General features: G+C 64.0%; 16 protein-coding genes. 10 read left to right on the plus strand and 6 right to left on the minus strand.

Translation table 11 applies throughout. The annotated features are described in order from the left end of the window. Positions 1–115: 115 nt before the first annotated feature. From DLM85_RS18125 to DLM85_RS18135, 3 genes are all read left to right on the plus strand, one after another. Positions 116–1,123: a phosphatidate cytidylyltransferase gene (locus DLM85_RS18125; RefSeq protein WP_111479565.1), complete on the plus strand. Its 1,008-nt coding sequence runs from the start codon at positions 116–118 to the stop codon at positions 1,121–1,123. 561 nt (positions 1,124–1,684) lie between these two features. Beyond that, positions 1,685–2,974, plus strand: a complete 1,290-nt coding sequence (locus DLM85_RS18130; RefSeq protein ID WP_111479566.1) for a Glu/Leu/Phe/Val family dehydrogenase — start codon at positions 1,685–1,687, stop codon at positions 2,972–2,974. A 235-nt stretch (positions 2,975–3,209) separates the two neighbouring features. Continuing rightward, complete coding sequence (locus DLM85_RS18135; protein WP_111479567.1) at positions 3,210–3,890, plus strand: phosphatidylserine decarboxylase family protein; 681 nt, start codon at positions 3,210–3,212, stop codon at positions 3,888–3,890. A 244-nt stretch (positions 3,891–4,134) separates the two neighbouring features. On the opposite strand, the gene DLM85_RS18140 is transcribed toward DLM85_RS18135, so the two are convergent. The 4 genes from DLM85_RS18140 to ribD all read right to left on the minus strand — a co-directional run bounded on the left by DLM85_RS18140 (position 4,135) and on the right by ribD (position 8,078). Then, positions 4,135–5,310, minus strand: a complete 1,176-nt coding sequence (locus DLM85_RS18140; protein WP_111479568.1) for a glutathionylspermidine synthase family protein — start codon at positions 5,308–5,310, stop codon at positions 4,135–4,137. 244 nt (positions 5,311–5,554) lie between these two features. Continuing rightward, positions 5,555–6,241, minus strand: a complete 687-nt coding sequence (locus DLM85_RS18145) for a Cj0371 family chemotaxis-regulating polar lipoprotein (protein ID WP_111479569.1) — start codon at positions 6,239–6,241, stop codon at positions 5,555–5,557. Between the two features lie 140 nt (positions 6,242–6,381). Continuing rightward, positions 6,382–6,864, minus strand: a complete 483-nt coding sequence (locus DLM85_RS18150; RefSeq protein WP_111479570.1) for a GAF domain-containing protein — start codon at positions 6,862–6,864, stop codon at positions 6,382–6,384. A 149-nt stretch (positions 6,865–7,013) separates the two neighbouring features. After that, positions 7,014–8,078, minus strand: a complete 1,065-nt coding sequence (ribD, locus tag DLM85_RS18155; RefSeq protein ID WP_111479571.1) for a bifunctional diaminohydroxyphosphoribosylaminopyrimidine deaminase/5-amino-6-(5-phosphoribosylamino)uracil reductase RibD — start codon at positions 8,076–8,078, stop codon at positions 7,014–7,016. A gap of 48 nt (positions 8,079–8,126) precedes the next feature. Here ribD and prmC point away from each other — a divergent pair, with 48 nt between their 5' ends. The 7 genes from prmC (at position 8,127) to rfbA (ending at position 15,434) form a co-directional block, all read left to right on the plus strand. Then, on the plus strand, positions 8,127–9,017 hold the full coding sequence (gene prmC / locus DLM85_RS18160) for a peptide chain release factor N(5)-glutamine methyltransferase (RefSeq protein WP_111479573.1): 891 nt from the start codon (positions 8,127–8,129) through the stop codon (positions 9,015–9,017). 53 nt (positions 9,018–9,070) lie between these two features. Further along, positions 9,071–9,676, plus strand: coding sequence for an acyltransferase (locus tag DLM85_RS18165; protein WP_111479575.1), 606 nt, complete (start codon positions 9,071–9,073; stop codon positions 9,674–9,676). A 15-nt stretch (positions 9,677–9,691) separates the two neighbouring features. Further along, positions 9,692–10,993 (plus strand): nucleotide sugar dehydrogenase, encoded by a 1,302-nt coding sequence (locus tag DLM85_RS18170; protein WP_111479576.1) that lies wholly within the window; start codon positions 9,692–9,694, stop codon positions 10,991–10,993. Positions 10,994–11,104: 111 nt separating this feature from the next. Beyond that, entirely contained in the window at positions 11,105–12,127 is a 1,023-nt protein-coding gene (gene galE, locus DLM85_RS18175; protein WP_111479578.1) for a UDP-glucose 4-epimerase GalE, read from the plus strand. 81 nt (positions 12,128–12,208) lie between these two features. Next, a complete protein-coding gene (gene rfbB, locus DLM85_RS18180) occupies positions 12,209–13,267 on the plus strand; it encodes a dTDP-glucose 4,6-dehydratase (protein ID WP_111479580.1) in 1,059 nt (352 codons plus the stop codon). A gap of 116 nt (positions 13,268–13,383) precedes the next feature. After that, positions 13,384–14,391: an SDR family oxidoreductase gene (locus tag DLM85_RS18185; RefSeq protein ID WP_111479582.1), complete on the plus strand. Its 1,008-nt coding sequence runs from the start codon at positions 13,384–13,386 to the stop codon at positions 14,389–14,391. A 164-nt stretch (positions 14,392–14,555) separates the two neighbouring features. Next, the gene (gene rfbA, locus DLM85_RS18190) at positions 14,556–15,434 is read left to right on the plus strand and encodes a glucose-1-phosphate thymidylyltransferase RfbA (RefSeq protein ID WP_111479583.1); all 879 of its coding nucleotides are present in this window, start codon (positions 14,556–14,558) and stop codon (positions 15,432–15,434) included. A 144-nt stretch (positions 15,435–15,578) separates the two neighbouring features. Here the strand turns inward: rfbA and chrA are convergent, their stop codons facing one another. Then, the gene (gene chrA, locus DLM85_RS18195; protein WP_111479585.1) at positions 15,579–16,850 is read right to left on the minus strand and encodes a chromate efflux transporter; all 1,272 of its coding nucleotides are present in this window, start codon (positions 16,848–16,850) and stop codon (positions 15,579–15,581) included. Between the two features lie 346 nt (positions 16,851–17,196). Further along, positions 17,197–18,183 carry an isopenicillin N synthase family dioxygenase gene (locus tag DLM85_RS18200; protein ID WP_111479587.1) on the minus strand — a complete coding sequence of 329 codons (987 nt, stop codon included), beginning with the start codon at positions 18,181–18,183 and terminating at the stop codon, positions 17,197–17,199. Positions 18,184–18,307 lie beyond the last annotated feature (124 nt).

Here is an 18,307-nt window from a genome sequence, read left to right on the forward strand (position 1 = left end):
CTTACCCATACGCGCCAAACTCGTCTGGCACCCCCTCTCCTTTTCGGAGAGGGGGCCGGGGGGTGAGGCGCAACGTCCCCAGCCTATTCCTTTCCGCTAGCCCCGCCACCCCGCTTTGACTACGCCCGCCACCCCCGAATCCGCCGAAGCCCAACAAAAGCCCCAGCTGTCCAACATGTGGCAGCGCATCATTTCCGGCGTCATCGGCGCGGTGCTGCTGCTGGGCAGCATCTGGTACAGCGGCTGGACGTTCGGCCTGTTCTTCGGCCTGGTACAGGCCCGTATGCTCTGGGAGTTCTACCGCATGATGAAGGAGCTGAACTACAAGCCGGCGGCTATTATTGGCGGGGCCGTGAGCCTGCTGATTTTTGTGGCGGTTTTCGGCATATGTAGCTCCGACCTGATAAGAGGAGGTTACACGGTTTATCCGCCTTTAAGTGCCACAGGAGGCAACTCAGTTTATAGTGGTTCGCAAGGTCAAATCGAGTTAACTGCGGCGCAGCTACAGATGACGCAGATGATGCCTCTGCTGGCTGCTGGAGCCGCTATTCTACTGTTCCTACTGCCCATCATCCTCATCCTGCGCGAAATGTTCTGGTGGCCGCGCGAGAAGCAGCCTTTCTCGCCCTTTCCCAACGTCGGCGTGGCTCTGCTTGGCCTGTTCTACGTCACTCTGCCCATGAGCGGGCTCAACGTGCTGGCCTTCACCGACCACGGCTACGACTACCGCCGCATCTTCGGCTTGCTGTTCCTCGTCTGGGCCGCCGACACCGGCGCCTACATTGCCGGCAAAAACTTCGGCAAGCACAAGCTGGCCCTGAGCATCTCGCCCGGCAAAACCTGGGAAGGCTGGGTCGGCGGCACCCTGCTCACCCTGGCCGTGGGCTGGGCCCTGGGCTACCTCATCCCCGAAATGCCCCTCGTCACCCGCCTCGTCGCCGCCCTGGTCGTGGCCGTCTTCGGCGTGCTCGGCGACCTGGCCGAGTCCATGCTCAAGCGCAGCGTGGGCGTGAAAGACTCCGGCCGCATCATGCCCGGCCACGGCGGCCTGCTCGACCGGTTCGACGCCTTCCTCTTCGCGGTGCCCGTGCTGGTGGTGCTGCAGCTGCTCTTCGGCGCCTAAAACGCACACCACCAGAAGCGAGAGCTACGACGAAGTGCTAGTTCCCCTCCTCTGCTGAGGAGGGGCTAGGAGTGGTTGATGGCGTTGTGAAAATCAGCGCGCAGTTGTCATCTACCGCCTCTGAGTTATCAACTACCTCTTCGCAGGCACCAACTACCGCCTTGCAGATGTCAACTACCACCTCACAGCTATCAACTACTGCCTCACAGGCATCAACTATCAGCTCCGAGCTATCAACTACCGCCCCACAGCTATCAGCTACCGCCTCGCAGGCATCAACTACCGCCTCGCAGCTATCAACTACCGCCTCCGAGCAATCAACTACCGTCTCGTAGCACGTTCCTACTGGCTCTGAGGCGTGCATCCGGCCCGCGCCATTCAGCCGAAACCCCAACTTTTCGCTTACCTAACGACTGTAAGCCTCGTACACCCTGGTAGTCGGGGAATCCTACTACCTTTGGCGCGCTATTTCTGCCCGCAGGCCCGCTGCTCGGTTGGTCTGGGGCGGCGCTGTTTCTGCATTCCCCCTCATTTCCCAACCCCTTTTACCCGACCAACAGCATGGCCTCTAACACGGTTTACAAGGAGCCGGCCCCCAAGGTGGACCGCGAGAATCCGCTCGAATCGATGATGTCGCGCTTCAACGTCGCCGCCGACATCCTCGGCCTCGACGACGCGACCTACAACGTGCTCAAAGCGGCCGACAAGCAGGTTATCGTACACATCCCGGTGACCATGGACAACGGCCAGGTGCGCGTGTTCGAGGGCTACCGCGTGGTGCACAACACCGTGCTCGGTCCCTCGAAAGGCGGCATCCGCTACGATAAAAACGTGCACCTCGACGAGGTGAAGGCCCTCGCCGCCTGGATGACCTGGAAGTGCGCCGTCGTCGACCTGCCCTACGGCGGGGCCAAAGGCGGCATCATCTGCGACCCCACGACCATGTCGGCCGGCGAGATTGAGCGCCTGACCCGCGCCTACACCCTGGCCCTGAAAGACGTGTTCGGCCCCGACCGCGACATTCCGGCCCCCGACATGGGCACCGGCCCCCGCGAAATGGCCTGGCTGATGGACGAATTCAGCAAGACCGTGGGCGCCACCACCCCGGCCGTCGTGACCGGTAAGCCGCTGGTCATGGGCGGCTCGCTGGGCCGCACCGAGGCCACCGGCCGCGGCGTGATGGTATCGGCCCTGGCCGCCATGAAGAAGCTGGGCATGGACCCCACGCAGTCCTCGGCCGCCGTGCAGGGCTTCGGCAACGTGGGCTCCTGGGCCGCCAAGCTGCTCTGCGAGCAGGGCGTGAAAATCAAGGCCGTCAGCGACGTGTCGGGTGCCTACTGGAACGAGAACGGCATCAACATCGACGAAGCCATTGCCTACAAGAACGCCCACAAGGGCCGCCTCGACGGCTTCGAGGGCGCCGTGCTGATGGACAACGCCGACGACCTGCTCACCTTGCCCGTCGACGTGCTGGTGCCCGCCGCCGTGGAGGACGTCATCACCGAGCACAACGCGCACAACATCAAGGCCAAGCTCATCGTGGAAGGCGCCAACGGCCCGACCTCGGCCTCGGCCGACCCCATCATCAACGAGAAGGGCATCATGGTGGTGCCCGACATCCTGGCCAACTCCGGCGGCGTGACCGTGTCCTACTTTGAGTGGGTGCAGAACCGCCAGGGCTTCAAGTGGACCGAGGAAATGGTGACCGAACGCGCCGACCGCATCATGTCCGACGCCTTCGAGAAAGTGTACGCCACCAGCCAGAAATACAACATCCCGATGCGCATCGCCGCCTACGTGGTAGCCATCGACAAAGTCGCCCAGACCTACAAGTTCCGCGGCAGCTTCTAACCCGCTGGCCAGCGCTGGTTTCGCCGCCCGCCCCCGATTTTGTCGGCCGTGGTAGCGAAATTCGCCGGCACAGACGTACTATTGCGTATAGCCCGGGCCGCAAGGTCCGGGCTATATTTGTACCCCGCATTCCGCCTCCCGCTCACCCCTAACGCCCCGCTGCTCGCTGTTGTCTGCCCCGCCGGCTGAATCCTAAACCGGTGAAATCAAGTACATCAGCGTTAACCTGCGCTTTATGAAGATCCACAAAGAAGGTCGCCGCATCCTTTTCTTCACCCTGCTGGCGCTGCTGGCCATCAACCTGCTCCTCTATCAGTTCAACGAGCAGGGCGTGGGCTTCAACCGCGTATTCTCGGGCGTGTCGGTGGTGGCATTTCTGCTGCTGCTGCAGTTTTTCCGCAGCCCCTACCGCAACCTGCTCACCCACGAGGATATCGTCATTGCCCCCGCCGACGGCAAGGTGGTGGTCATCGAGGACGTGCACGAGCCCGAGTTTTTCGACGGGGTGCGCAAGCAGATCAGCATCTTCATGTCGCCCATCAACGTGCACATCACCCGCAATCCGGTGTCGGGCACGGTGAAGTACTTCAAGTACCACCCGGGCAAGTACCTGGTGGCCTGGCACCCCAAAAGCAGCACCAAGAATGAGCGCACCACGGTGGTGGTCGAAACCGAAGCCGGCCCGCAGGTGCTCTTCCGCCAGATTGCCGGCGCCATGGCCCGCCGCATCGTGTGGTACGTGAACGAAGGCGACGAAGTAAGCCAGGGCGAGGAGTTCGGATTCATCAAGTTCGGCTCCCGCGTCGACGTGTTTGTGCCCGTCGATACCGACGTGAAAGTGCAGATCGGCGAGAAAGTAAAAGGCGGCCAGACCGTCATTGCCCAGCTGAAAACCCCGCCGCCCACGCTGTTCTAAGCAACGGTTCACCCCGCTGTCATTGCGAGGAGGCACGACCTGCCGCGCATCAAGCGACGTCAATCTTGCCTCTTGCGGCACAACGGTAACACAAGCCCGCCCGAAACTGATTCTGCAGTTTCGGGCGGGGCTGTTTTCGGCCAGTAGGCAGTGGGCCGTTTGTGCCGCGAGAGGAAAGATGGCTTCGCGTTGCTCGCAATGACTGCCGGTGGTTCACCCGCAGGGGCTTCCCTTAGTTCTGCGTCTACCCAGTGATGATGTGCGGCACGAACTCCGAGAGGTTGGTGATGATGCCTTCGGCGCGGCGGAAGCTCAGGGCGCAGGCCTCGCCGGCCCAGAACACGCCGGCCTGGTAGCGGCGGCCTTGTGCATCAGTCGGAAAATCAATCCACTGCTGGCGCACCTGCGGCTGCTCGGCGAAGTCACCGTCTTGGGCGTGCTTTTCCAGGCCGTACTCCATTTCGGTCAGGTTCTGGCCCTCGCGGCCGAAGAGCGGCTTGCGCACGTAGTGGCCCACGAGGTCGTCCATGCGGGCTTCCACCAGCAGCGGGTGATGCGGAAACACCTCCCAGAGGCGGGCCAGCATGGCCTTGCTCTGGAACAGCAGCGCGTAAGGCGGGTTGGCAATCATCACGTCGCGGCTGAGCAAGAGCTGGGTCAGGTCGTCGGTCAGCTCGGGCTCTTCCTCGGCCAGCAGTTCCCAGGGCACCAGCTTGAACACGAAGTCGAAGCGCTGCCACTGGCCGGGGCGTACCTCGGCCCAGGCGCCGCGGTCCTCGCCCAGCACCGATACCTGCATGGCATCGACCGAGCAGACGTGGGCGGTGCTGAAACCGGCGCCGCGGGCGGCCTCGGCCAGCACGGTGCAGTTGGCCTCGTCCTCGGCGCTGTCGGGCAGGTGCACGAGCAGCAGGTGCGGGGCCAGGTCCGGGTTGAGCTGCCGCCACTCGCGCAGCTGCAGCTCCAGGCCCTCGAAGAGCCCGTTGGCCTGCTGCTGGTCCTCGGGGCGGCCGGCGGCCATCAGGCTGGCCCACTGCACCACGGCGGTTTCGGGGATGCTGGTAGCCGTGTCGGCGTTGAACTCCACCAGTTTGGGGCCGTCGGCGGTGTGGGCCAGGTCGAAGCGCCCGTAGAGGTGCCAGTGCCGCTCGTCGTGCCAGCTGTGGCGCACGGCCGCCCAGAGGCGCTGGGGAATGCCGAGCTGCTGCAGGAAGGGGTCGGGCAGGTCGTCGGGCACGGCCTGCACCAGCATTTCGTAGAGCGTGTCGGCGGCCTGAAGCAGGGCTTCGGCCTCGGGCTCGGCCAGCTCCACGGCTTCGGGGGCGAGGTAGGCGGCGCAGGCATCTTCCACGGCCCAGTCCCAGCCCAGGCGGCGGATAGCCGGTTCGATGTCACCGGTAAGAGGCAGTAGGCGGATCATTCGGTCAATTAAAAATTGAGAATGAAAAATGAAAAATGGGCGCTGAGCGAAGCAGGAAAGCCGTCGTCCTGGGCCGCGCAACGGACCTGGCTCAAGCCCTGCACCCCGGCCACCAGCCAAGCCCCAGACGGGCGGGCAAAACGGCGTTGGGGCGGCGTTTTTCGGTCTGCGCGGGAGGGCAAGGCTGGTCCCTGGCTACGCCGACCGGCGGTTCGCGCGGCTCAGGATAAACCTTCCTGGCAAACTACCCCCCAAACCCGCGGAAGCCGCCGCGGCTGCCGAAGCCGCTGCTGCGGCTGCCGCGCGGGGCCGAGCTGCGCAGGGTGCTGCGCGAGGAACTGCGGGTGACGGTGGGGCTGGTGCGGATGCCGGCGTTGGCGGCGGTGCGGCTGCCCGCGAAGCCCCGGCCGTAGAAGCCGCGGCCTTCATTTTCCCGCTCGCGGTAGATGTTCTGGCGCCAGCCGTTGTTGCGCTGAAAGATGCCGGGGTTGGCATAGTAGCCGGGGTTGGGCGTGAGCCAGCGCCCGGCCATGTAGCCGATGCTGCTCCACATCAGCACGTCCATCAGGCCGGAGTGGCCCACGCGGTTTTCGGGGTAGCGGCGGCTGTAATCCTGCATCTGCTGCTGCAGGGCGCGGCCCTGCAGGGTGTCCACCTTACCGTCGTGGTGGCGCATGATGGCGGCCACCTGCTCCTTGCCGGCCGGACGCTCGGCCGTGATTTTCCACTGTCCGGGCTGCACCTCCGTCATTTCGGTGATGACGCCCTGGCTGTACGACTCCCCGCTGGTTTCGCCGCTCCAGTCGCCGGCGGCTTCGTCGCGGCGGTCATTGTTGCAGGCGGGCAGCACGGCCAGGCCCAGGCTGGCGGCGGCGGTGAGCAGCAGCAGGTTGCGGCGCCAGTCGCCGAGGCGGTAGAAAGGACGGTTCATAGCAATGGGAGCAGATGACGGGTGGCTAAAACAGAGGGCGGCGGCCGTAAACGTCCACAAAATCCGCCAAATCCGAAACGAAGTTCGGCGAAGCTAAAGAAGCCGCCGCAAACGCGGCCCGACGCAGTCGCGCCGCGAGCCTAAAACCACGCGGCCATGCGCTGGCACAGCTGTTCCAGGTACTGCTGGTCGGTCTGGTCGAAGTCGGCGAGCTGGTCGCTGTCCACGTCGAGCACGGCCACCACGGCGCCGTCCTTGAGAATGGGTACCACGATTTCCGATTTCGACAGCGAGCTGCAGGCAATGTGGCCGGGAAACTGCTCTACGTCGGGCACCAGCAGGGTGCGGGCCTCGGCCCAGGCCGCGCCGCACACGCCCTTGCCGCGCCGGATGCGGGTGCAGGCCACCGGCCCCTGAAACGGCCCGAGCACCAGCTCCTCGCCCTTCACCACGTACACGCCCACCCAGAAAAAGCCGAAAGCCTCGCGGAGCGCGGCCATGGCGTTGGCCAGGTTGGCCACCTGGTCCGGCTCGCCGGTGGTCAGCGCCTCGATTTGCGGGAGCAGGCCCTGGTATTGCTGGGCTTTGGAAAGCGAGCGGTCAATGAGCAGGTCTTCGGCCATTTGGTGAAATGGTGAGGTGGTGAAATGGTGAGTTGACGTTCGGACAACAAAATTAGAGCGAGATGGTGCGAAAGGTGGAAAAGGGCGCCGCGCCGACACTGGCAATCAATTCGAAAACTCACCACCTCATTGTATCACCATCTCACCATCTACCCGAACACGAACAGCTCGTCCGGGCCCAGGTCGTGCTGCTCGCGCAGGCCGGTGAGGCTGAGCGGCGGGGCCACCACGCCGCCCGCTCCGATGCGCACCGTGCGGCTGCGCAGCACCCGGATTTCGTCCCAGAGGCCGGCTTCCAGCAGCATGGTGTGCAGCGCCGGCCCGCCCTCCACCAGCACCGACTGCACCCGCCGGGCGTTGAGGTCGTCGAGGATGGCGGGCAGCAGGTCCTGCTGAGCCGGCACGGTTACGAAGCTCAGGTTGTCGCGGTCGGGCTGCTCCTTGTTGGTGTACACCACGGTGGGCTGCGAGCCGTCGAGCAAATGGTGGGTGGCGGGCAGCGTGAGCGTGCGGTCGATGACGAGGCGCAGCGGGTTGGGGCCGGGCCACTCGCGCACGTTCAGCTGGGGGTTGTCGTTGAGGGCCGTGCGGGTGCCCACCATAATGGCCTGCTCCTCGGTGCGCCAGCGGTGCACCAGCATCTTGGCGGCCGGCCCGCTGATGGCCACGGGCTGCCCGCCCGGCCCGGCCACGAACCCGTCGCGCGACTCGGCCCACTTCAGGATGAGGTAGGGGCGGCCCAGCTCCTGCACGGTGAAAAAGCGGCGGTTCAGGCGCCGGCCTTCGTCGGCCAGCAGCCCGGTGCGCACCCGGATGCCGGCCTCGCGCAGCTTGGCGTAGCCGCGGCCGGCCACCAGCGGGTTGGGGTCGTCGTTGCACACCACCACGTCGCGCACGCCGCGCGCAATGAGCAGGTCGGCGCAGGGCGGGGTTTTGCCGAAGTGCGAGCAGGGCTCCAGGGTCACGTACACCCGGCACTGCGCCAGGTCGATGCCCGGCGGCACGTTAGTCAGGGCGTTGACCTCGGCGTGGGGGCCACCGTACCGCTCGTGCCAGCCCTCGGCCACCACGCGGCCGCCGGCATCGGCCACCACGCAGCCCACCATGGGGTTGGGCCGGGCGGTGTGGGCACCGAGCAGGGCCAGGTCGAGGGCGCGGCGCATCAGCAGCGCGTCGTGGGCGGTGAAGTCGTCGGTGGGGGAGAGGTCGGGCATGGCCAAATATAGAGAGGGGCGCACATGCCCGCGTACCTTTGCCTCCGCATGACCATCCGCCAGCTCACCGACCAGCTCACCCAGAACCTGCAGGCCGTGTACCCCGCGCCCGAAGCCGCCAGCGTGGCTGCCCGGCTGGTGGAGCACCTGCTTGGGCTCGATGGGCTGCAGCGCCGCATGCGCGCCACCGAGCCCGTGCCCACCGCTGCCCAGGCCCAGGCCGCCGCCTGGCTGCCGCGCCTGCTGCGCCACGAGCCGCTGCAGTACGTGCTGGGCACCGCGCCGTTTCTGGATATGGACCTGCTGGTGACGCCCGCCACGCTCATTCCGCGCCCCGAAACCGAGGAGCTGGTGCAGCTGATAGTCCAGGAGCAGCACGGCCCCCGCGGCCGGCGCATCCTCGACGTGGGCACCGGCTCGGGCTGCATTCCGCTGGCGCTGGCCCGCGCGCTGCCCGAAAGCCAGGTCTGGGGCCTCGACGTATCGGCCGAGGCGCTGGCCGTGGCCCGGCACAACGGGCAGCAGTACGCCCCGCAGGTGCAGTGGCTGCAGGCCGATATTCTGACCGAAACGCCGCCGGGTATCAAACCGGCCAGCCTCGACGTGCTGGTGAGCAATCCGCCCTACGTGCGCGAATCGGAGCAGGCGCAGATGCGGGCCAACGTGCTCGACTTCGAGCCCCACTCGGCCCTATTTGTGCCCGACACCGACCCGCTCGTGTTCTACCGCCGCCTGGCCGCGCTGGGCACCGAGCTGCTAATGCCCGGCGGGGCTATCTATTTCGAAATCAACGAAGCGCTGCCCGCCGAAACCCTGCAGCTGCTCACCGAACGCGGCTACCGGCAGGCCCGCTGGCTGCCCGACCTGAGCGGCCGGCCGCGCATGGTGCGCGCCACCTGGCCCGGGCGTAGCGCTGTGGTGCAAGCCGATGACGTCTAAGTGAAAAGGCCTACCTTTGCCCGCCGAAAAGGTCTGCCCGTTTTCCCCTTCTTATGCCCAAGAAAGCCCCTGAGTACTTTGCGCATTCCACCGCCGTCCTCGACGAGGGCTGCCGCATCGGGGCCGGTACGCGCATCTGGCACTTCTGCCACATCAGCGCCGGGGCCGAAATCGGGGAAGACTGCACGCTCGGCCAGAACGTATTCGTGGCCGACGACGTACGCCTGGGCCGCAACGTGAAAGTGCAGAACAACGTGAGCCTGTACACCGGCGTCGAGTGCGCCGATGACGTGTTCATCGGTCCCTCGGCCGTGTTTACCAACGTCGTCAACCCCCGCGCCGCCGTGGTGCGCCGCCACGAGTACCAGCCCACCAAGCTGGGCCGCGGCGTGAGCATCGGGGCCAACGCCACCATCGTGTGCGGCGTGACCCTGGGCGAATACGCCTTCGTGGGGGCCGGCGCGGTGGTGACCAAGGACGTGCCGGCCTACGCCCTCGTCTTCGGCAACCCGGCCAAGCGCCGCGGCTGGATGAGCCGCCTGGGCCACACCCTGCAATTCGACGCGCACGGCTACGCCAGCTGCCCCGAAAGCGGCGAGGTGTACAGCCTCGGGCGCAGCGGCACCCTTACCTGTATTACTCCTGACCCCAACGCGTAACCAACGCAACGACCTGTGTACGAGCAGTTACTGAACAAAGAGGCCAAGCTGGCCGTCATCGGCCTCGGCTACGTGGGCCTGCCCATTGCCCTCGAGTTTGCCCGCAAAATCAGCGTTATCGGCTTCGATATCAACGCCCAGCGCGTGGAGATGATGCGCAACAACGTGGACCCCAGCGGCGAGTTGGAGGCCGCCGACTTCGAGGGCTGCGACATCACGTTCACCGACTCGCTCGACGTGCTGCGCGAGGCCCGCTTCTTCATCGTGGCCGTGCCCACGCCCATCGACGAGCACGCCATGCCCGATCTGAAGCCGCTCATCGGCGCTTCCACCACGGTGGGCAAGGTGCTGAAGGCCGGCGACTACGTGGTGTACGAATCGACCGTGTACCCGGGCTGCACCGAGGAAGACTGCATTCCGATTCTGGAGCGCGAGTCGGGCCTGAAATTCCCGACGGACTTCAAGGTGGGCTACTCGCCCGAGCGCATCAACCCCGGCGACAAGGAGCACACCCTGGCCACCATCGTGAAGGTGGTAGCGGGCTGCGACCCGGAGTCGCTGGACCAGATTGCCAAAACCTACGAGCTGGTGGTAACCGCCGGCGTGCACCGCGCCTCGTCGATCAAAGTGGCCGAGGCCGCCAAGATCATCGAAAACACCCAGCGCGACGTGAACATCGCCCTGATGAATGAGCTGTCGATGATTTTCGACCGCATGCGCATCAACACCTACGAGGTGCTGGAAGCCGCCGGCACCAAGTGGAACTTCCTGAAGTTCAGCCCCGGCCTGGTGGGCGGCCACTGCATCGGCGTGGACCCGTACTACCTGACCTACAAGGCCAAGGAGCTGGGCTACGACGCGAAGGTTATCCTCTCGGGCCGCACCACCAACGACGGCATGGGCGCCTACATCGCGCGCAAAACCGTGCAGATGATGATCAAGCAGGGCAAGGACGTGTCGAAGTCGAAGGTGCTGGTGATGGGCGCCACGTTCAAGGAAAACGTGGAAGACATCCGCAACTCCAAGGTGGCCGACGTCATCAACGAGCTGAAGAACTTCTCCGTCAACATCGACATCGTGGACCCGCACGCCGACAGCGACGAGCTGCACCACGAGTACGGCTTCCGCCTGACCCCGCAGGAAAACATCGGCTCGGACTACGACGCCGTCATCGTGGCCGTGAGCCACAAGCCCTACACCGAGAAGGACGAGGCCTACTTCAAGTCCATCACCGCCGAGCAGGCCGTGCTGGTCGACATCAAAGGCCTGTTCCGCGAAAAAATCACCGGCGAGGCCCTGCACTACTGGAGCCTGTAACTGTGAGTTGGTGAGGTGGTGAAATGGTGAGTGTCGTTCTGCTTGCGCGAAATGCGCGGTGCCGGCCTCCCAAACATCAACTCACCATTTCACCATCTCACTATTTCACCTATGAAAAAGATTCTCGTTACGGGCGGGGCGGGCTACATCGGCTCGCACACGGTGGTGGCCCTGCAGGAGGCCGGTTTTCAGCCGGTTATCGTCGATGACTTCTCCAACTCCCGCGAGTCGGTGCTGGAGGGGCTGCGCGCCATCCTGGGCACCGAGGTGCCGGTGCACCGCGTCGACTGCAACGACAAGGCGGCGTTCCGCGGCGTGTTCGAGGCCGAAGGCGAAGTGGCCGGCGTGATTCACTTCGCGGCCTTCAAGGCCGTGGGCGAATCGGTGCAGAAGCCGCTGGCCTACTTCCAGAACAACGTCGGCTCCTTGCTGGTGCTGCTGGAGCTGATGCAGGAATTCGGGGTGAACAATCTGGTGTTTTCGTCGTCGTGCACCGTGTACGGCGTGCCCGATGCGCTGCCGGTGACCGAAGAAACGCCCACCAAGCCCGCCAGCTCGCCCTACGGCCGCACCAAGCAGATGTGCGAAGACATCCTGCGCGACCTGTCGCAGGCGCCGGGCAACGAGGTGAAAAGCATCCTGTTGCGCTACTTCAACCCCATCGGCGCCCATCCTTCGGGCAAGATCGGGGAGCTGCCGCTGGGCGTGCCCAACAACCTGGTGCCCTTCGTGACGCAGACCGCCGCCGGCTGGCGCGAGGAGCTGACCGTGTACGGCACCGACTACGACACGCCCGACGGCTCCTGCGTCCGCGACTACATCTACGTGGGCGACCTGGCCCGCGCCCACGTGGTGGCCGTGCAGCGCCAGCTCGACGGCAAAGCGGCCGACGTGGAAACCTTCAACGTGGGCACCGGCCAGGGCAACACCGTGCTGGAAGTCGTGAAGACTTTCGAGAAAGTGACCGGGCAGCCGCTGCGCTACCGCACCGGCCCGCGCCGCGCCGGCGACGTGCCCGCCATCTACGCCGATGCCACCCGCGCCGCCGAGGTGCTGGGCTTCCGCACCGAAGTCGGCCTGGAAGAAGCCTTGGCTACGGCCTGGCGCTGGCAGCAGAATTTGACAAATGAGTAGATAAGTCGATGCGGGGGGGAGCAGCTGAAAATCTGCTCGTTCACCCATTTGCTCATTCACTCATCTACTCATCCTCTCATCATGAAAAAAATCCTCATTACCGGCGGGGCCGGCTTTATCGGGTCGCACGTGGTGCGCCTGTTCGTGACCAAGTACCCCGAGTACCAGATCCTGAACCTGGACGCGCTGACCTACGCGGGCAACCTGGAAAACCTGCGCGACATCGAAGCGGCCCCGAACTACCGCTTCATCAAGGGCGACCTGACCGACCAGGCCTTCGTCGACCAGCTGTTCGCCACCGAGGAGCCCGACGCGGTGATTCACCTCGCCGCCGAGTCGCACGTGGACCGCTCGATTACCGACCCGCTGGCTTTCGTGAAAACCAACGTGCTGGGCACGGTGCACCTGCTGAACGCGGCCCGCAACCTGTGGCAGCCCAAGGGCTACGAGGGCCACGTGTTCTACCACGTGAGCACCGACGAAGTGTACGGCTCGCTGGAAATGGGCACCGACATGTTCACCGAAACCACGCCCTACGACCCCCGCTCGCCGTACTCGGCCTCCAAGGCGTCGTCGGACCACTTCGTGCGGGCCTGGTACCACACCTACCACATGCCGGTGAAGGTGTCGAACTGCTCCAACAACTACGGCCCCAACCACTTCCCCGAGAAGCTCATTCCGCTGGCGCTGCACCGCATCCAGAACGGGGAGCCGATTCCGGTGTACGGCAAGGGCGAAAACGTGCGCGACTGGCTGTTCGTGAAAGACCACGCCACGGCCATCGACGCGGTGTTCCACAACGGTAAAGTGGGCGAAACCTACAACATTGGCGGCGTGAACGAGTGGAAGAATATCGACCTGATTCACCTGCTCTGCGACGTGATGGACGAGAAGACCAGCAAGCCGCAGGGCACCTCGCGCCAGCTCATCAAGTTCGTCACCGACCGCGCCGGCCACGACCTGCGCTACGCCATCGACTCGTCGAAAATCATGAACGAGCTGGGCTGGAAGCCTTCCGTGACCTTCGAGCAGGGCCTGCGCCAGACCGTCGACTGGTACTTCGACAACCAGGAGTGGCTGCAGAACGTGACCAGCGGCCACTACCAGGATTACTACCGCCAGCAGTACGCCGCTCGATAGATAATGTGAGAAATGAGGAGGAATGTGGAAAATGTGCGAAATGAATCGGTACCGAACCGAGGCAGCATCCATTTTCCTCAATTCGCACATTCATCACATTCTGCACAGTAAACCAGATGTACGACTCCCCCTTTCACGAGCAGCCGCTCGATAACCTGACTTTCCTCGTGACCGGCGGCGCCGGCTTCATCGGCTCCAACATCGTGGAGTACCTGCTGAAGTACGGGGTGAAGAAGGTGCGCACCTTCGACAACTACTCCAACGGCTTCCGCAAGAATCTGCGGCTGTTCGAAGGCCACCCCAACCTGGAAATCCTCGACGGCGACATTCGCGACGTGGAAGCCTGCCGCCGCGCCTGCGAGGGCGTCGACGTGGTGCTGCACCAGGCCGCGCTGGGCTCGGTGCCGCGCTCCATCAACGACCCGATTACCTCCAACGACGTGAACGTGGGCGGTTTCGTGAACATGCTGGTGGCCGCCAAGGACGCCGGCGTGAAGCGCTTTGTGTACGCGGCGTCGTCGTCGACCTACGGCGACTCGCCCCACCTGCCCAAGATTGAGGACCGCATCGGCAAGCCGCTCTCGCCCTACGCGGTGACCAAGTACGCCAACGAGCTGTACGCCGACGTGTTTGGCAAGACCTACGGCATGGAAATCATCGGGCTGCGCTACTTCAATATCTTCGGCCCGCGCCAGGACCCGAACGGCGCGTATGCAGCTGTTATTCCGTTGTTTATCGACGCGGTGCTGCAGGGCAAGGCCCCGCGCATCAACGGCGACGGGGGCCAGACGCGCGACTTCACCTTCGTGGAAAACTGCGTGCAGGCCAACATCCGCGCCGCCCTGGTGCAAAACCCGGAGGCCGTGAACCAGGTGTACAACATCGCCGTGGCCGACCGTACTTCGCTGAACGACCTGTTCAACATCCTCAAGGAAGAAGCCGGCGTCGACATCACGCCCGAGTACGGCCCGAACCGCGCCGGCGACATCCGCGACTCCCTGGCCGACATCTCGAAAGCCAAGAACCTGCTCGGCTACGACCCGCAGGTACGCATCCGCGAGGGGCTGAAAAAGACGCTGGACTGGTTTAAAGCCAACCAGGCGTTTATCGAAGAGCGGAATTAATTCTGCTTACCAGAACGTCATGCCGAGCGTAGCCGAGGCATCTCGCCGGATAGTAAAGTAATTTCTTAACTGGGTTACTGTCTGCCGTCAGCATGCGAGATGCTTCGACTTCGCTCGGCATGACGTTCTTTTGTATTCTGTAACGACTGACCCCTACCTCTCCCATGAAAGGCATCATCCTGGCCGGCGGCTCCGGCACCCGCTTGCACCCGCTCACGCTGGCCGTCAGCAAGCAGCTCATGCCGGTGTACGATAAGCCGATGATTTACTATCCGCTGTCGATTCTGATGATGGCGGGCATCCGCGAAATCCTCATCATCACCACCCCGCACGACCAGGCGCAGTTCCAGAAGCTGCTCGGCGACGGCAAAAGCTTGGGTTGCCGCTTCGAGTACGTGGTGCAGGAAGTGCCCAACGGCCTCGCCCAGGCCTTCGTGCTCGGTGCCGACTTCATCGGCGACGACAAAGTGGCCCTGGTACTCGGCGACAACATTTTCTACGGCGCCGGCATGGAGGAGCTGCTCAAGAACAACAACGACCCCGATGGCGGCGTGGTGTACGCCTACCACGTGCACGACCCGGAGCGCTACGGCGTGGTGGAGTTCGATGACAACCGCCAGGCCCTGAGCATCGAGGAGAAGCCCAAGCAGCCCAAGAGCAACTACGCCGTGCCCGGTCTGTACTTCTACGACAACGAGGTGGTGCAGATTGCCAAGGACCTGAAGCCCTCGGCCCGCGGCGAATACGAAATAACGGACGTGAACCAGGAGTACCTGCGCCGTGGCAAGCTGAAAGTGGGCATTCTGGGCCGCGGCACCGCCTGGCTGGATACCGGCACTTTCGAGAGCCTGATGCAGGCCGGCGAGTTTGTGCGCGTCATCGAGCAGCGCCAGGGCCTGAAAGTGGGCTCCATCGAGGAAGTGGCCTACCGCCAGGGCTTCATCACGGCCGACCAGCTGCGCCAGATTGCCGAACCCCTGCGCAAGAGCGGCTACGGCGACTACCTGCTGAACCTGCCCCAGCAGCAGCTGCTGGAAGGGTAGGAGGGCAATTAAAAATTGCGAATTAAAGATTAAAAATGCCCGGTGCCAGTGTGGTACCGGGCATTTTTAATGTGAGGTTGTAGCCGTTTCTGCGCCGGATAGCCGGGCAGCTGGCTTTGTTTAGCGGTAGTTGCCCCCCCCCTGTCAGGGCAGCAGCGCGCCGAAGAGCAGGGCGCCGAGCACCAGCACGTAGGAGGGGAGCCGGTCCCAGAGCAGGATAAGAAACGTGACGCCCACCAGGATGGGATTCAGCGGCAGATCCACGCCGTAGCGCCCGGGCATGTGCCAGGTGGGGCCGTCGGGCAGCGGGTGGTAGAGCAGGAAGGTGGCGGCCACCACCAGGCCCGCCGACACGGCGTTGATGCCCTCCAAGGAGGCTTTGACTACGCGGTACTGCTTGAGCTGGTCCCAGAAACGGATAAGAAAGAAGATGAGCAGCGTGCCGGGCATGAAAATGCCCACCGCGCCCACCACCGCCCCGATGAGCTGCCCGCTGGTACCATAATCGCGCATGGCCAGGGCGCCGATGTAGGCGGCAATGGAGAAGTTGGGTCCCGGCAGCGCCTGCGTCAGGCCGTAGCCCGAGAGGAACTCGGGGCCGGTGAGGTACTCTTTGAACTCCACGAACTCGGCGTAGAGCAGCGGGGCCAGCACCTGCCCGCCGCCGAATACCAAAGAGCCGTTGCGGTAGAAGTTTTCGAACAGGCGCACCGGCAGCTCGCGCGTGTAGTGGCCCAGCAAGGCCGCCAACAGAAACACGCCCAGCCACAGCAGAAAATTGGCCCATTCCACCCGCAGCGGCTCCTTCTGCTTGATCTGCGGCATTTTGCGGTAGCGAAAGGTCGTCACCAGCCCGCCGCCGATGAGCAGCAGTGGCAGCACCCAGGGCAGCTGGAAGAAGTAGGCCACCAGCGCGGCAGCCACCAGCAGGGCCACGGAAGTCTTGGTGTGGATGACCTTCTCGGCAATCTTGTAGGCCGAGTACGCCACGAAGCCCACCGCCACCGGCTGCACGAAGCGCACCAGCCGGGCCACCTGCTCCTTGTCGAGGTAGTTGAGGCTCAGGGCGGCGGCCGTCATCAGCAGCACCGAGGGCAGAATCCAGACGAGCAGGGTGAGGTAGGCCAGGTTCGGGCCACCCAGCCGAAAGCCGATGGCCGTAATCGTCTGGGTGGAGCCGGGGCCGGGCAGCACCTGGCACAGGGCCATCAGCTCCAGCAGCTCGGCCGAGCTGAGGTAGCGCCGCTTGTCGACCAGCAGGCGAAACATCATAGCCGTGTGCGCCTGCGGACCGCCGAAGGCCGTGCAGCCGAGCAGAGCCACGTCCTTAAGGAAAATGATGCCGCGCACGCGCTTGGTGCGCAGACGCCGGGGCGGCGGCGCCAGCTTTACATCGGCCGGGTCGGAGGGCTGCACGGATGGGAGCGGGTGGGTCGTATGGGTAAAGAAGCACAATCCGGCCCGAACGGCCAACTGCGCAGGCGCGGGGCCCTATTTTGAAGTCGTGGCAAGGCCGTGTTTACTTTACGCCGTCGAGCTAAAGGATAGCCAGAACGACATGTAGAGACGCATCCTTGCGTCTCATCGTTGAACGATTACCCCCCCCGTGATGCGGCCGACGAGACGCAAGGTTGCATCTCTACATCGCACGGTCACCACTCCCTTAAAAACAGTGGTGCCACGACCTTGCGAGTCGTGGCACCACACGTTCAATCGTCCACAAAATCCGCGGAATCCGAAAAATCCGTCGAATCCGTGGTCCTTACATCGTCGACTTCTTCTTCAGGCCCAGCTCGATGAGCCGCTCGTTGAGGAACTCGCCGGCGGTAATGTCCTCCTGCTGCTTGGGGTTGTCGGGCGTCACGCAGCTGTCCAGGGCAGCCAGGCTCATTTCGGAGCGCGGGTGCATGAAGAAGGGGATGCTGTAGCGCGAGGAGTTCATTTTCTCACGGGGCGGGTTCACCACGCGGTGAATGGTGCTCTTGAGCACGCCGTTGGTCAGGCGCTGGAGCATGTCGCCCACGTTCACCACAATCTGGTCGGGCAGGGCGGTGATGGGAATCCACTTCCCGTCGCGGCGCTTCACCTGCAGGCCATCGGCCGAGGCACCCATCAGCAGGGTGATGAGGTTGATGTCGCCGTGCTCGGCGGCACGTACGGCGTCGGCCGGCACCTCTTCGGGGTTTTCGATGGGGTAGTAGTGAATGGGCCGCAGGATGGAGTTGCCGTTGCGCACCTTGTCGTCGAAGTAATTCTCCGGCAGGTTCAGGTACAGGGCAATGGCGCGCAGCACGTCTTTGCCAGCGGCTTCCAGCGTCTTGTAGGTGGTCAGCGAGGTGTTGGCGAAGCTGTCCACCTCCTTGGGCCAGATGTTGTCGGGGTACTCCTTGCCGATGGGGTCATTGGGGTCGTCCACCTCCTGGCCCACGTGGTAGAACTCCTTCAGGTCGCCGGTGTTGCGGCCCTTGGCGTGCTCCTTGCCCTTGCTCACGTAGCCGCGCTGGCCCGCCAGCTCCGGCTTCTCGTACTGCTGCTTCACGTCGTCGGGCAGCGAGAAGAAGGCTTTCACGTCCGAGTACAGCTTCTGGGTCTGCTCGTCGTTGAGGCCGTGGTTTTTCAGGGCGATGAAGCCGATGTTCTGGTAGGCTTCGCCGAGCTGCTGCACAAATTTAGCTTTGCGCTCCGGGTCACCGGAGCGGAAATCCGCCAGGTCCAGCGAGGGGATTTCCTCCAACAGTTTTTCGCTCATAGCGAGTGGGAATTTCGTTTGGGGAACGTCTTTTTACAGTTCGGCAAGTTACTCAATTTATCCTTGCCATTTTCGAAATCAACCGCTTCCGCGTCGTTCACGTACGCGGGTTCTCCGCTTGTTC

The organism is Hymenobacter edaphi (genome assembly GCF_003258365.1).
Taxonomy (GTDB): Bacteria; Bacteroidota; Bacteroidia; order Cytophagales; family Hymenobacteraceae; genus Solirubrum; species Solirubrum edaphi.

Coding starts and splice junctions, on each gene's coding strand:
- DLM85_RS18130 (WP_111479566.1), top strand. CDS start 1,685: ATGGCCTCTAACACGGTTTACAAGGAGCCGGCCCCCAAGGTGGACCGC.
- DLM85_RS18135 (WP_111479567.1), top strand. CDS start 3,210: ATGAAGATCCACAAAGAAGGTCGCCGCATCCTTTTCTTCACCCTGCTG.
- DLM85_RS18140 (WP_111479568.1), bottom strand. CDS start 5,310: ATGATCCGCCTACTGCCTCTTACCGGTGACATCGAACCGGCTATCCGC.
- DLM85_RS18145 (WP_111479569.1), bottom strand. CDS start 6,241: ATGAACCGTCCTTTCTACCGCCTCGGCGACTGGCGCCGCAACCTGCTG.
- DLM85_RS18150 (WP_111479570.1), bottom strand. CDS start 6,864: ATGGCCGAAGACCTGCTCATTGACCGCTCGCTTTCCAAAGCCCAGCAA.
- ribD (WP_111479571.1), bottom strand. CDS start 8,078: ATGCCCGACCTCTCCCCCACCGACGACTTCACCGCCCACGACGCGCTG.
- prmC (WP_111479573.1), top strand. CDS start 8,127: ATGACCATCCGCCAGCTCACCGACCAGCTCACCCAGAACCTGCAGGCC.
- DLM85_RS18165 (WP_111479575.1), top strand. CDS start 9,071: ATGCCCAAGAAAGCCCCTGAGTACTTTGCGCATTCCACCGCCGTCCTC.
- galE (WP_111479578.1), top strand. CDS start 11,105: ATGAAAAAGATTCTCGTTACGGGCGGGGCGGGCTACATCGGCTCGCAC.
- rfbB (WP_111479580.1), top strand. CDS start 12,209: ATGAAAAAAATCCTCATTACCGGCGGGGCCGGCTTTATCGGGTCGCAC.
- DLM85_RS18185 (WP_111479582.1), top strand. CDS start 13,384: ATGTACGACTCCCCCTTTCACGAGCAGCCGCTCGATAACCTGACTTTC.
- rfbA (WP_111479583.1), top strand. CDS start 14,556: ATGAAAGGCATCATCCTGGCCGGCGGCTCCGGCACCCGCTTGCACCCG.
- DLM85_RS18200 (WP_111479587.1), bottom strand. CDS start 18,183: ATGAGCGAAAAACTGTTGGAGGAAATCCCCTCGCTGGACCTGGCGGAT.